Origin of the sequence: Helicobacter sp. 11S02629-2, assembly GCF_002272875.1 — a bacterium.
Lineage (GTDB): Bacteria > Campylobacterota > Campylobacteria > Campylobacterales > Helicobacteraceae > Helicobacter_I.
This window is the reverse complement of sequence record NZ_MLAN01000010.1, coordinates 45,969-58,861: the sequence shown is the minus strand read 5'-3', so window position 1 is coordinate 58,861 and position 12,893 is coordinate 45,969. Positions and strand designations below refer to the sequence as shown.

Genomic DNA, 12,893 nt, shown 5'->3' with positions numbered 1-12,893 from the left:
TTAGTGCAGTTTGCGACTTGTGCGTAAGTGATTTTGTTTGTTTGGCAAAAAGCTTTTATGCTTACTTGGCTTTTTTCTTGCATAGCAGTTAGCTTTATGTCTTGTGATATATCTACTTCATCGCCTTTTAGTTTTAATATGGGGGGGGGTAGTTTTACTAGGTGGACTAGGAAGTGCTGAGACACTTCATAAATACTATGTCTACGTAGAAACAAGAAAACAAATACTTCAGTTTTTTGCACAAGGAAGTCAATCATATGTTAAAGGCTGGACGCCTTGGGAACGTATCAACAACCCTGATAATAACCAGTGGGAAACCTATAGCGTTATTAATGCTAAAAACTCCTTACCTATCTCTCCATCACTCATGATGTTAAGTAGGTTTTAAGTCTAATCAAAGAGGACTTATACTTGATAGTGTTTAAAGCCTACTTGCTATCACTACGCTTATATTGATATCTTTTTAATCAATCTTAAGCACGGCTAAAAATGCCTCTTGAGGTATATCAACCTTACCTATAGCCTTAAGCCTTTTCTTACCTTCTTTTTGCTTTTCTAGTAGTTTTCGCTTACGCGTTATATCCCCACCATAGCACTTTGCAGTGACATTTTTTCCCATAGACTTTACTGTCTCTCTGGCTATGACTTTATTGCCTATGCTTGCTTGTATGGCTACTTCAAAAAGTTGACGGGGGATGATTTCTTTCATAGCTTGGACTAGATTACGCCCTTTTTCATAGGCTTTAGATTCTTCTATTATCACACTTAGGGCGTCTACTACTTCGCCTGCGACGCGTATATCAAGCTTTATAAGATTGCCTACTTTATAGTCAAGCTCTTCATAATCAAAGCTTGCATAGCCTTTAGTATGGCTTTTTAGCTTGTCATAAAAGTCCATTATTATCTCATTACTTGGGAGGTCATAAGTTAGCATAACACGGGTTTGATTAAGATAGCTCATGTTTACTTGAACACCTCTTTTTGCACTAAGAAGTGAGATGACATTACCCAAAAACTCACTTGGAGTTATGATAGTTGCCCTCACATAAGGCTCTTTTATATAAGCTATAGTATTTGGTGCTGGAAGCTCATAAGGATTGCTAATATTAAGTGTTTGGCCATTAGTAAGCCCTACTTCATAAACAACTGAAGGCGCACTAGCGATTAACTCTAAGTTAAACTCACGCTCTAGCCTTTCTTTCACTACTTCCATATGCAAAAGCCCTAAAAAGCCTACCCTAAAGCCAAAGCCTAATGCCACTGAAGATTCTGGTTCAAAAACTAGGGCACTGTCATTAAGGCGAAGTTTTTTAAGCGCTTCTCTTAGATCTTCAAATCTATCAGTATCAAGCGGATAAATACCTGCAAATACAAAAGGTTTAGCTGGCTTAAAGCCTTCTATTATGTCTTTAGTAGGATTAGCAGCATCAGTTATAGTATCACCCACAGCTAGGGAATCTAAGCTTTTAAGACCAAGATTAAGTATGCCTATTTCTCCTGCTTCTAGGCTTGAAGTCTGCTCTTTATAAAGTGGGTGGGGATAAACAAGGCTAAGTACTTCATGGCTTTCTTTAGAGTTTACAAGCATCACTCTTTGGCCTTTGTTTATACTCCCTTCAAAAACACGAACCAGTGCTAACGCTCCAAGATAGTTATCAAACCATGAATCATAAATCAAAGCTTTTAAAGGTGCGTCTTTTGGGCTAGCTTTAGGAGGCGGGATAAGATCTACTATAGCTTTTAAAAGCTCATCTATCCCTCTGCCATCTTTTGCACTAACTAGCACGGCGTTAGAGCAGTCTATGCCTAAAGTAGATTCTATATCTTCTATGACAGCTTCTGGATTAGCAGCTAAAAGATCTATCTTATTAATAACTGGGATTATCTCAAGGTTGTTTTCTATGGCTATATAGACATTAGCTATAGTTTGGGCTTGCACGCCTTGAGCGGCATCTACTACTAATAAAACGCCCTCACAAGACTTTAAAGAGCGACTTACTTCATAGCTAAAGTCAACATGCCCTGGGGTATCTATAAGGTTTAAAATATACTCTTTGCCTTCTTGCTTATAATTAAGCCTTACAGACTGGGCTTTTATAGTAATGCCTCTTTCTTTTTCTATATCCATAGTGTCCATAACTTGAGAAGTCATCTCACGGCTTGATATACTCCCACAAGTGCTTATAAGGCAGTCAGCTATGGTGCTTTTACCGTGGTCTATATGGGCTATGATAGAAAAGTTTCTTATGTTCATAGGTAGTTTTCCTTATAAAAGGGCATTTTTAGTAAGCAGTGTATCAAAGTAACGCTTTTAGTAAGCTAAATGGTAGAATCTAACTCATTTTACTAAAGACATATAAGGACAAAACAATGCAAAAACAATACGTAGTAGCCATAGTTGGAGCAAGTGGTGCAGTTGGCTTAGAGCTTTTAAAGCTTTTAGATTCTGAAAAGTTTCCTATCTCAAAGCTAGTTTTGCTAGCAAGTAGCAAGAGTGCAGGTAAAAAGCTAAAGTTTAAAGGCAAAGATATAGAAGTAAAAGAAACTACAGAATCTATCTTTGAAAAAGAAGGCATAGAGATAGCCTTTTTCTCAGCTGGTGGAAGTGTAAGTGAAAAGTACGCACCTCATGCTGCAAAGGCGGGTGCTTTAGTTATAGATAATACTAGCTTTTTTAGGATGAATCCTGATGTGCCTTTAGTAGTCCCAGAAGTTAACCCACAAGATATATTTGAATATAAAAGTAGAATAATCGCTAATCCAAACTGCTCAACTATACAAATGGTGCATGTTTTAAATCCACTCCATAAAGCCTTTGGCATAAGGCGCGTTGATGTAAGCACTTATCAAGCAGTAAGTGGGGCGGGTCTTAAGGGTATGGAAGAGTTAGTTAATCAAACTAAAGAATATTTAGAAGGTAAGACTAAGCCAACTCCAAAGGCCTTTAAACATCAAATAGCTTTTAACCTCATCCCTCACATAGATGTCTTTTTAGATAACAGCTACACAAAAGAAGAGATGAAGATGGTTAATGAAACTAAAAAGATAATGCATGCTGATTTTGATGTAAGTGCTACTTGTGTGCGTGTGCCAGTTATCCGCAGTCATAGCGAAAGTATCACTATAAAGTTTGATAATGTCGTGGATGCAGATGACGCAAGAGAGGCTTTAAGCAAGGCAGAAAATGTCGTGGTGATAGATGAGATAGCAAAAGACATCTATCCTATGCCAACCATATCAACTGATACTGATTTTACTTATGTAGGGCGTATCCGCCAAGATATAAGTGATAAAAGTATCATACATCTATTTTGTGTAGCTGACCAACTTCGTGTGGGTGCTGCTACTAACGCACTTAGAATCGCACAAAAATACATAGCTAAAAACTAGCCTTTAACTAAGTCTAGATTCTACAACATAGAATCTAGTCCATATCTAGACTGTAGTAGTTTTCTAAAAAGACCTTATTTGCCTTCCCTTCAAACTTTCTTATACCTAAGTCTTGGAGTGCTAGCTCTAAAGCATTTAGCACAAAACTTGCTTCATTAACCGGCACATAGCCCATGTGATTAATCCTGCAAATCTTTCCTTTTAGCCTATCTTGCCCATTTGCTAATATAATCTTGTACTTTTTGGCTAAGAGTTTTATTATCTCATTTGCATCATCACTTTTAAACACTGACATGCAGTTAGCACTAACTTTTGGATATAGCTCTAAATCTATGGCTTGTAAGGCTTTTTTAGTGGCCTTAGATATTTTTAAGGTGTGATGATAGACAGATTCTAAGCTTTCTCCATAGGTATCAAAGTAGGCCTTAAGTCCTACTATCAAAGATGTGGCTGCGGTAAATGCTGTGGTGTTGTCATCTTGAGACTTTATCTCTTTAGCTAGGTTGAAGTAGTAGCCTCTAGAGTTAGTTAAAGCAAAGTTTTTAGCCTTTTTGCTTAGACCTAAGAGGGCAAGTCCAGGTGGCAGCATGAAGGCTTTTTGTGAGCCACCTATTAAGACATCTATATTAGTAGTGTCTATCTTTTCTACTCCTAGGGCAGTGATGGCATCTGCTATTACAAATATGTTTTTATTTATATTTTTTACAAAGGCGGCTATTTCTTTATAAGGGTGTTCTAGTCCACCAGAAGATTCACATATCTGAAAGCTTATAGAATCTATATCTGGGTACATATCTAGGGCTTCTTTAATGGAGCTTAGGCTTGCTGGAGTATCCCACTCATTAGTTATCTCTATGTGAGGGATATTAAAGGCTTTTGCTATTAAAGAGAAGCGTTCGCCAAACTTCCCACTATTAATAGTTAAAAGTCCTTTTTTGCTAAAAGTATTAAGAGCAGCTTGCATGGCACCTGTCCCACTGCTAGTTAGCATGACAACAGTTTCCATCCCGCACATGGCTTTTAAAGAAGCTTTTACGCTGCCAAAGATGGCTTCAAACTCCTTTGTGCGGTGGTGCATAGTGGGCTGAGCCATAGCTAAGCGCAAAGATTCTGGGGTAGGAGTAGGACCGGGTGTAAAAAGTAACGTAGATGAAAAATCTAGAAAAGCCATTCAAGTGCTCCTGTATAAAAATGTAGTATTATTTTACATAGACAAACATAAAAGTTTGTGAAAATATTTAGAAGGATTTTTTATGGCTATAGGTTTATTTTTTGGAAGCGATAACGGCACTACTACAGAAGTTTGTAACAAAGTGGCTAAAGAGTTAGGCGATGTTCAGCTTTTTGATGTAGCTAATGCTACTAAAGAACAGCTAGAAGGTTTTGATAAGTTAATACTTGCTAGCTCAACTTGGGGTGATGGCGAACTTCAAAGTGACTGGGAAAGCTTTGCTGAAACACTAAAAGGTGTAGACTTTAGTAAAAAAACAGTTGCTTTAATAGCCTTAGGAGATTCTGATAGCTATAGCGACACTTTCTGTGACGCACTAGCCGACCTTAAAGCAATTGCCAAAGGCGCTAAGTTTATAGGTGAAACTTCAACTGATGGTTATGAGTTTGAAAGCTCAAAAGCTGTGGAAAATGGTAAGTTTGTAGGTCTTGCAATAGATGAAGTTAACCAAGATGACCTAACTGATGAAAGAATCAAAAACTGGGTAGCTGAGATAAAAGGCAAATTCTAGTTTTAATATTTCATTTCTAGTTTTAGAATATAAACTTATGGAGAGGGGCTTTATAAGCCCCTTTTAAACTCTAAGTTCTGCATTTTGCTTTTTCTTCTTTTATGCTTTATTACGCACTTTTTAGCTGGCTAACTCTTAGTTTTATAGCTTAAAAATATTAAGATTAATTGTAATAATATTAGATTATAAGTTCTTGCACTTAGTGTAAAAATATAAAAGTAAAGTATGTTTTATCTTTTAAAAGATTTTTTATAAAGATATCATTTTGGCATTTGTCAAGATGCATGATAAAAGCCCGCGTTAATCTTCATAAATTTAAAAACACATATTGTAAATATTATTTTATGTTATATTTTTCCATTAAATTTTAAAACACATAAAAGAAGATAGATGAAACATAGACGCGATATTTTAAAACTAGCACTAAATCTCCCCCTAGTAAGCTTGCCTCTAGCAAACTCACTTTTTGCTAGCACAAGGCCTACTACAAGTGATCTAAAAAAGGGACTAAAGAAAGGCTTAAAGTTTGGCTATCTGCCAATAGCTGATCATCTTCTTATCTCAGCCCAAGATTTTTTTGATAATAAAACTCATACTTTAGTTCCTATAAAGTTTAGTGCTTGGAGTGATCTAGCTGAGGCTTTTAAGGCAAACGCTATAGACTTAGCCTTTATCCTAGCGCCTATTGCCTTAGAGTTAAAAGCACAAAACACCCCTATAAAAGCACTGCTTCGTGCCCATAGTGATGGCTCATCTTTAAATGTAAGGCTAGATTCTAAAATAGAAAGCTTCAAAGAGTTAAAAGGCAAAAAGATAGCTGTGCCCTCACGCTTTTCTTCTCAATACTTTTTACTAGATAGAATCTTGCATAAGAGTAATTTAACTCTAAAAGACATACAAACTATAGATATGTCGCCTCCTGAGATGCAAGCAGCCCTTTATCATAAAAGTATAGATGCTTTTATCGTTGCTGAGCCTTTTGGCGTCATAGGCAACTTAAGAAAGATCTCAAAAACCTTAGCTTATAGCAAAGATATTTATCCTAATCACAGCTGCTGTATCTTGTGTGCAAGAGAAGAGATTTTAACACCAAGTATCATAGCTTCTTTAAAAGATTCTTTGCATCAAGCTAGTATGCACCTCTTGCCTAATAAGGTAGGGCAAAAAGATGCGGTTATAAAAGTAGTGCTTGATAAACACCTAACAAGCTTTGATAACTTAAGACTTAAAAGAGAGCATTTAGAAGAGTTTAAAGACTTCATCATAAGAGAGAAGCTTTCAAGAAAGATGCATAATCTAAATCTTGATAACTTTATAGAGGACATAGCATGAAGATAAAACTACTTAGCATATTAGTTATTATCATCTTTGGCGGGATTTGGCAGGCCTTTAGTGGTGACATCATCCCAAGTCCTTGGCAAGTAGCTATCTTCCTGAAAGATTCTATTATGGATGGTAGTTTGCTTAAAAACATAGAATCTAGTCTCATAAGATATATCATAGGTTTTGTTATAGGCAGTGTAATCGCCATAGTGTGTGCTTTTATCATCTCTAGTTCTAAAACACTAAGCAAAGCCCTAGACCCATTAATCCAGATCCTTCGTCCTATCTCGCCTATAGCGTGGTTTCCTATCATAGTTATAGTTTTTGGTATAGGAGATCTTCCAACTATTTTTATCATAGCTTATGCTATCTTTTTTCCTATGCTTTTACTTACTCTAAGTAGCATTTATAGTATAGATAAAGTCTTTTATGATGCTAGTAAGAACTTTGGAGCAAGTGCTTTTCAAAGATTTATAAACGTCACGCTTCCGGGGAGTTTTGTAGGTATATCTAGTGCTTTAAAGATGAGTGCGTCCTTAGCTTGGATAAATCTAGTAGTAGGCGAGATGGTAGGGGCACAAAGTGGGCTAGGCTATATGATAATAGACCAAAGAAACCTACTTCAAACAGATGGCATCATAGCTGCTATGGTGGTTATTGGCATTATAGGCTACTGCTTACATCTTATCTTTGAGCGTATAGAAAAGGCTATAAAAAGAAGACTTGGGAGTAAAGTATGATAGAGATAACTAATCTTAAAAAGAGCTATCATGATAACCTTATACTAGATTCCATAAATTTGCATGTAAAAAAAGGTGAGTTTATCACCTTGCTTGGAGAAAGTGGCTGTGGTAAGACTACGCTTTTAAATATCATCTGTGGATTTATAGGCTTTGATTCTGGGAGTGTGTGTATAGATTCTAAGCTTTATGATAAGCCTAATAAAGAAGGTGAGATCTTTACTCCAGTAGCTAGAGATAGATTAAAAATCTTTCAAGACTATGCCTTGCTTCCTTGGAAGAGTGCTTTGCAAAATGTAGTCTTTGCATTAAAGGCTAATAAAGTCTCTAATCCTAATGAGGTTGCTTTAAAATATTTAGAGATAGTTGGACTAAAAGATCATGTCAATAAGTTCCCACGCGAGCTAAGTGGCGGGCAAGCCCAAAGAGTAAGCATAGCACGCGCTTTAGCTTTAAACCCAAAGATACTGCTTTTAGATGAGCCTTTTTCAGCCCTTGATAACTTTATAAGAGTTAACTTGCAAGTTTTCTTACAAAAGATGGTAGAGGCTAATGCCATGACTACTATCTTTGTAACCCATGATATACAAGAAGCCATCACCTTAGGAGATAGGATAGTTGTTATGAGTAAGGGACACATAGCTAAGATTGTAGAAAATCATATAAAGCCAGCGCGCGACACCAAAGACTTTATAGACTTAAAACATAAACTAGAATCCTTATTGCAAGGTGATAAGTCTATGTTTTATGATATCTAAGGGTTTTTTAAAGGCTATCTTCTTTGTGCCTTCATCTGTCCTAACATAGACATAAAGTCAGATGCACCTTTTTTGCCACTAAACTGTTTTGCCATCTTAGCTGCCATATCAAACTGTTTTAAAGCCCTATTTATATCGCTTACTTCTAAGCCACTTCCCTTAGCTATACGCTTTCTTCTTGAGCCATTAAGTATGCTAGGGTCAAGTCGTTCTTTTTTAGTCATAGAGTTAACCATACACTTTATGTTTTTTATCTCTTCGCTATTATCAAGATCCATATTTTTTAGATTACTAGCCATATTGCCAAGTCCTGGAATCATGCCTACTATTGAACTCATAGAGCCTATTTTTTTGACATTTTCTATCTGGGCTATGAAGTCTTCTATAGTAAAGCTTCCTTTTTTTATCTTTTTTTGTATGTCTTTTACTTCTTTATCACTCATGACTGAAGCAGTCTTTTCAGCCAAAGTCTGGATATCTCCAGCACCCATAAGACGAGAGATAATCCTATCTGGCAAAAAGACTTCTAAATCAGGCAGCTTTTCACCAACCCCTATAAAGCGTAAAGGCACACCTATCTGATAGGCAATTGATAGGGCGATACCGCCTTTGCTATCACTATCAAACTTAGTTAGGATGACGCCACTTATGCCTATTTTTTCATTAAAAGTACTAGCACTTCTTACGCCATCTTGCCCACTTAAAGAATCTGCTACATAAAAGATATCATGAGGCTTAACTAGCTTTTTTATAGAATCTAACTCATCCATTAAAGCTTCATCAATAGCAAGTCTTCCAGCTGTATCAAAGATTAAAACATCATAGTTTTTGCCAACCTTCAAAGCTTCCTTTGCAACCTCTAATGGCTTAGTGCTTTGGCTATCAAAGACATCTACTTCTATGCTTTCTCCTAGTGTTTTAAGCTGAGTTACTGCAGCTAGTCTTTGTAAGTCACAAGGCACTAAAAGTACTTTTTTATTTTTACCTTTTAGATATAGGGCAAGTTTGGCTGAAGTTGTAGTTTTACCACTTCCTTGAAGACCTGTCATTAGCACGCAAGTTGGCGGTACGCTTGAGTAAGAAAAGCCATAGTTTAGATTGGTTTTAAGTATAGATTCTAGGCTTAAAGATAGGGCTTTTAAGAAGTTTTCTTTACCTATAGGGTTAGTTTTAAAGTAATCTTTAGTTTGTGCAAGTATCTCTTTAGTGGTTTTGTGATAAACGTCATTTTTAAGAAGAGTTTTTTTAAGCTCATCAAGTGCTTTATCTAAAGCTTTAGAATCATCACTAAAACGTATCTTATTTAAGACTGTTCTAAAACCGCTTCCTAAGGTGTCAAACATACTTAGTCCTTTTACCAATTATAGTTGTGATTTTAATTATAACTTAAGCAAATACCAAATACATAAGTTTAAGATAAAATAAAAACTAAGTTTATAACTACCTATTTTTTTCTCAAGGTTAAAATGATGACTAAAATAATGAATTACGAAAACGAACTAAAAACCAAAAATTTAAAAGTTACGCCGCAAAGAGTTGCCATACTTAAAGAGATAGAAAACAGTGGTCATATATCCATAGAAGACATCTATGAAAAGATTAAAAAAACCTATCCGTCTATATCTCTTGCCACAGTTTATAAAAATATCAACACGATGCAAGATGCCCATATACTAAGAAGTGTAAAAGCCCCTTCACAAAAACAAAAGTTTGAGCTTTGTGATGACAAACATGTACATGTTGCATGTCAAGAGTGTGGCAAGCTAGAAGATGTTAGGCTTGATATGAGTGAGGCTATGAAGGCTTGTGCTGAGGCAACTGGATATGATATCTATGATGTAAGTGCTATCTTTATAGGCACTTGCAAAGAGTGCAAGCAAAAAGGCTAAGTCATTTTATTAAGTCATCAAAAAGGAAGTTTATGAAGTATGCACTTTTAAGTGTGAGTGATAAAAATGGCATTACAGACTTTGCTAAAGGTTTGGTGGCTAAGGGCTTTAAGATTCTAAGTACTGGTGGCACTAGGGCAGCTTTATCAAAGGCTAATATAGAATCTATAGAGGTTTCAGACTTTACTAAAAGCAAAGAGATTTTTGATGGAAGAGTTAAAACTCTTCATCCAAATATCGCAGGAGGTATCCTTTATAGAAGGGATAACAAAGAGGATCTAAAAGTCGCACGTGAGTTAGAGATAAAAGAGATAGCACTAGTTTGTGTTAATCTCTATCCTTTTAAAGCTACTACAAAACGCACAACTAACCTAGATGAGATAATAGAAAACATAGATATAGGTGGTCCAAGCCTCCTGCGCGCTGCTTCTAAAAACTATAAGCATGTTTATGTGGTTTGTGATTTTAAAGACTACTCTAAAGTGCTAGATGTTTTAGATAAGGACGAAAAAGCCCAAAGTGACTTAAGAGCTAAGCTTATGCTAAAAGCTTTTAGTCACACTGCAGATTATGACTGTGCTATAGCTTCTTTTATGCAAAAGCATTTTGGAGATGAGGCCTTGCCAGAGACTTTACTACTAAGTGCTACTAAGGCTTATGATTTAAACTACGGGGAAAATCCCCATCAAAAAGGTGCCCTTTACTCTAGTGATGTGCCTAATGACTTTGCAAGCTCTTTAAAAGCCCTAAAAGGCAACCCTAGCTTTAATAATATAGGCGATATAAATGCTAGCTTGAAATTAGCAACTTACTTTAAGGATTCTAAAATCGCTGTTATTATAAAGCATGGCAATCCTTGCGGTGTAAGTTTGAAAGACACTCACTTAGAAGCTTTTAAAAAAGCCCTTAAGTGTGATAGTGTGAGTGCTTATGGTGGAGTTTTAGCTATTAATGGTGTTTTGGACTTAGAGCTAGCTAAGGAGATAAATAGAGGCTATATGGAAGTTATAGTAGCACTTGATTTCACCAAAGAAGCACTAGAGCTTTTTAGTGCTAAAAAACGCATTAAGCTTTTTACTTATGACTTTAACCTCCCAGCTCCAAAGCTAGATATTAGAATCTTACAAGGTGGCGTGCTAGTCCAAGAGGCTGACTATGTAAAAGATTCTGAGATAGAAGACGCTAGGCTTGTTAGCAAGGCTTCTTTGCCAAAGTCACGCTTTTTAGACTTAAAGTTAGCTTATATAGTGGCTGGGCTTACTAAGTCTAACTCTATAGCTTATGTTAAAGATGCCTCACTAGTTGGCATAGGTATGGGCAATACAAGCCGTGTAGATGCCGCTTTTAATGCAGTTAAAAAAGCCAAAGATATGGGATTAGACATAAAAGGAAGCGTCATGGCAAGTGAGGCCTTTTTGCCTTTTAAAGATTCTGTAGAGATAGCTAGCAAAAATGGTATTAGTGCCATAATCCAGCCAGGAGGCAGCATAAGGGATGATGAAGTTATAGCTTGTGCAGATGAGCATAATATCGCCCTTTATTTCACAGGCACTAGGCACTTTTTACACTAAGTGATACTAAGCAGCACTTTTAGAACTTAGTCATAAATTTCACAGGCACTAAATTGCTAAAAGCACTTTTTTCTTTAGCGTGGCTTTACTGCCACGAAATACTTTCTAGTTATCAAAGCTACAACCTATCCATAAAAATTGAATAATTAGTGCTACTAAGTACTAAAATACTCTTAGCTTTTTACAAAAAGGAGAGAGTATGAAAAGTGTGATAGTTGCTCCAGATTCTTTTAAAGGCAGTCTTTCTGCGCTTGATGCTACGCGTGCTATAGTCATGGGACTTTTGCAAAATGTCCGTTTTAATGACCATGATTTTATAGCCCTTCCTATAGCTGATGGAGGAGATGGCACGCTTGATGCCTTAGTCAAAAAAGAAAAGCAAGAAGTTCTCACAGTTAAAGACCCGCTTAATAGGTCAATAAACGCTAGGCTTGGTTTTTTAGAAGAAAAAGAAGGCTTAAAGACTGCCATCATAGAAAGCGCTGAGGCTTGTGGACTTAACCACTTACAAAAAGATGAAAGAAACCCTATGTTAACTACCACTTATGGAGTGGGTGAGATGATGGCTTATGCCTTAGAAAAGGGGGCAGATTCCATCCTTTTAACTATAGGCGGCACTGCTACTAATGATGGTGGAGCGGGCATGCTTTGTGCACTTGGAGCGAAGTTTTACAACCATGAAGATAAGGAGTTTATCCCAACTGGTGGCACACTTATAGATATAAAAAGGCTAGATGTAAGTGGCCTAAACCCCCTCCTTAAAAAGTGTAAGATAGAAGTAGCCTGTGATGTTACTAATCCTTTGCTAGGGAAAGAGGGCGCTACTTATATCTTTTCTCCTCAAAAAGGTGCAAGTAAAGACATGCTTCCTCTTTTGGAATCTGGTATGGAGCACTACGCCCACAAGCTTGCCATAGCCGCTAGCATTAATCTTAAGCATATAGATATAGCAGGAAGTGGTGCAGGTGGCGGTTTGGCTACTCCTCTTATAGCACTTTTTAAAGCAGAGTTAAAATCAGGCATAGACTGCGTGCTTGACGCACTTAACTTTGACTCCTTACTTAAAGACTGCAAGCTTGTCATAACAGGAGAAGGCTGCCTAGATACACAAAGTATCAATGGCAAAGCAGTTTCTGGCATAGCTAGAAGGGCAAAGGCAAAAGGTGTGTCAGTAGTAGTTGTAGCAGGAATGCATAAAGAGTTAGATGAGAGAGTTTTAAAGTCTCTTGGCGTAGTTGGCTATAGCACCATACTAGATAGGGCAAAAGATGAAAAAGATGCTTTTAATAATGCTGCAAGCTACCTTAGTGAAATGGCAAAAAACATCTAGCCTTTAAAAGTTTTGTAAAAATAGCTAAGGATTCTATAAAAAATATTTAGAGGGTAAAGTTATTTTTACTTTAAATCTACTTTTTCATAAAAATATATAAAAATTAACATAAAAATTAGCATTTTTTAAGATTCCTAAATAATTTTAGTA

12 protein-coding genes are annotated in these 12,893 nt (G+C 36.5%); 8 read left to right on the top strand and 4 right to left on the bottom strand.

Annotated elements, in window-relative coordinates:
- Both BKH40_RS08900 and lepA read right to left on the bottom strand, forming a co-directional pair.
- Window positions 1–215: hypothetical protein (locus tag BKH40_RS08900; RefSeq protein WP_219350158.1), on the bottom strand; the 215-nt coding region annotated here is incomplete at its 3' end.
- Between the two features lie 248 nt (window positions 216–463).
- The gene (gene lepA / locus BKH40_RS06770) at window positions 464–2,254 is read right to left on the bottom strand and encodes a translation elongation factor 4 (protein ID WP_095278068.1); all 1,791 of its coding nucleotides are present in this window, start codon (window positions 2,252–2,254) and stop codon (window positions 464–466) included.
- 116 nt (window positions 2,255–2,370) lie between these two features.
- Here lepA and BKH40_RS06765 point away from each other — a divergent pair, with 116 nt between their 5' ends.
- On the top strand, window positions 2,371–3,390 hold the full coding sequence (locus tag BKH40_RS06765; protein ID WP_095278067.1) for an aspartate-semialdehyde dehydrogenase: 1,020 nt from the start codon (window positions 2,371–2,373) through the stop codon (window positions 3,388–3,390).
- 34 nt (window positions 3,391–3,424) lie between these two features.
- Here the strand turns inward: BKH40_RS06765 and BKH40_RS06760 are convergent, their stop codons facing one another.
- Window positions 3,425–4,561: an aminotransferase class V-fold PLP-dependent enzyme gene (locus BKH40_RS06760; protein WP_095278065.1), complete on the bottom strand. Its 1,137-nt coding sequence runs from the start codon at window positions 4,559–4,561 to the stop codon at window positions 3,425–3,427.
- Between the two features lie 82 nt (window positions 4,562–4,643).
- Between BKH40_RS06760 and BKH40_RS06755 the strand changes: the two genes are divergently transcribed.
- The 4 genes from BKH40_RS06755 to BKH40_RS06740 all read left to right on the top strand — a co-directional run bounded on the left by BKH40_RS06755 (window position 4,644) and on the right by BKH40_RS06740 (window position 7,953).
- Complete coding sequence (locus BKH40_RS06755) at window positions 4,644–5,132, top strand: flavodoxin (RefSeq protein ID WP_095278064.1); 489 nt, start codon at window positions 4,644–4,646, stop codon at window positions 5,130–5,132.
- Between the two features lie 390 nt (window positions 5,133–5,522).
- The gene (locus BKH40_RS06750) at window positions 5,523–6,464 is read left to right on the top strand and encodes an ABC transporter substrate-binding protein (RefSeq protein WP_095278062.1); all 942 of its coding nucleotides are present in this window, start codon (window positions 5,523–5,525) and stop codon (window positions 6,462–6,464) included.
- Window positions 6,461–7,195 (top strand): ABC transporter permease, encoded by a 735-nt coding sequence (locus BKH40_RS06745; protein WP_095278061.1) that lies wholly within the window; start codon window positions 6,461–6,463, stop codon window positions 7,193–7,195. Before BKH40_RS06750 ends, BKH40_RS06745 begins: the two co-directional genes overlap by 4 nt.
- Window positions 7,192–7,953: an ABC transporter ATP-binding protein gene (locus tag BKH40_RS06740; protein ID WP_095278059.1), complete on the top strand. Its 762-nt coding sequence runs from the start codon at window positions 7,192–7,194 to the stop codon at window positions 7,951–7,953. The genes BKH40_RS06745 and BKH40_RS06740 overlap by 4 nt, the downstream gene beginning before the upstream one ends.
- Window positions 7,954–7,967: 14 nt before the next feature.
- On the opposite strand, the gene BKH40_RS06735 is transcribed toward BKH40_RS06740, so the two are convergent.
- Window positions 7,968–9,296 carry a signal recognition particle receptor subunit alpha gene (locus tag BKH40_RS06735; protein ID WP_095278057.1) on the bottom strand — a complete coding sequence of 443 codons (1,329 nt, stop codon included), beginning with the start codon at window positions 9,294–9,296 and terminating at the stop codon, window positions 7,968–7,970.
- A gap of 126 nt (window positions 9,297–9,422) precedes the next feature.
- Between BKH40_RS06735 and BKH40_RS06730 the strand changes: the two genes are divergently transcribed.
- The 3 genes from BKH40_RS06730 to BKH40_RS06720 all read left to right on the top strand — a co-directional run bounded on the left by BKH40_RS06730 (window position 9,423) and on the right by BKH40_RS06720 (window position 12,743).
- Complete coding sequence (locus BKH40_RS06730; RefSeq protein WP_257842533.1) at window positions 9,423–9,842, top strand: Fur family transcriptional regulator; 420 nt, start codon at window positions 9,423–9,425, stop codon at window positions 9,840–9,842.
- A gap of 32 nt (window positions 9,843–9,874) precedes the next feature.
- On the top strand, window positions 9,875–11,413 hold the full coding sequence (gene purH, locus BKH40_RS06725; RefSeq protein WP_095278056.1) for a bifunctional phosphoribosylaminoimidazolecarboxamide formyltransferase/IMP cyclohydrolase: 1,539 nt from the start codon (window positions 9,875–9,877) through the stop codon (window positions 11,411–11,413).
- Between the two features lie 199 nt (window positions 11,414–11,612).
- Window positions 11,613–12,743: a glycerate kinase gene (locus BKH40_RS06720; RefSeq protein ID WP_095278054.1), complete on the top strand. Its 1,131-nt coding sequence runs from the start codon at window positions 11,613–11,615 to the stop codon at window positions 12,741–12,743.
- Window positions 12,744–12,893: the final 150 nt, after the last annotated feature.

What these genes read in the sequence shown, in the direction of transcription:
- BKH40_RS06765 (WP_095278067.1), top strand. Translation starts at nt 2,371, where the DNA reads ATGCAAAAACAATACGTAGTAGCCATAGTTGGAGCAAGTGGTGCAGTT.
- BKH40_RS06760 (WP_095278065.1), bottom strand. Translation starts at nt 4,561, where the DNA reads ATGGCTTTTCTAGATTTTTCATCTACGTTACTTTTTACACCCGGTCCT.
- BKH40_RS06750 (WP_095278062.1), top strand. Translation starts at nt 5,523, where the DNA reads ATGAAACATAGACGCGATATTTTAAAACTAGCACTAAATCTCCCCCTA.
- BKH40_RS06740 (WP_095278059.1), top strand. Translation starts at nt 7,192, where the DNA reads ATGATAGAGATAACTAATCTTAAAAAGAGCTATCATGATAACCTTATA.
- BKH40_RS06755 (WP_095278064.1), top strand. Translation starts at nt 4,644, where the DNA reads ATGGCTATAGGTTTATTTTTTGGAAGCGATAACGGCACTACTACAGAA.
- purH (WP_095278056.1), top strand. Translation starts at nt 9,875, where the DNA reads ATGAAGTATGCACTTTTAAGTGTGAGTGATAAAAATGGCATTACAGAC.
- lepA (WP_095278068.1), bottom strand. Translation starts at nt 2,254, where the DNA reads ATGAACATAAGAAACTTTTCTATCATAGCCCATATAGACCACGGTAAA.
- BKH40_RS06745 (WP_095278061.1), top strand. Translation starts at nt 6,461, where the DNA reads ATGAAGATAAAACTACTTAGCATATTAGTTATTATCATCTTTGGCGGG.
- BKH40_RS06720 (WP_095278054.1), top strand. Translation starts at nt 11,613, where the DNA reads ATGAAAAGTGTGATAGTTGCTCCAGATTCTTTTAAAGGCAGTCTTTCT.
- BKH40_RS06730 (WP_257842533.1), top strand. Translation starts at nt 9,423, where the DNA reads ATGACTAAAATAATGAATTACGAAAACGAACTAAAAACCAAAAATTTA.
- BKH40_RS06735 (WP_095278057.1), bottom strand. Translation starts at nt 9,296, where the DNA reads ATGTTTGACACCTTAGGAAGCGGTTTTAGAACAGTCTTAAATAAGATA.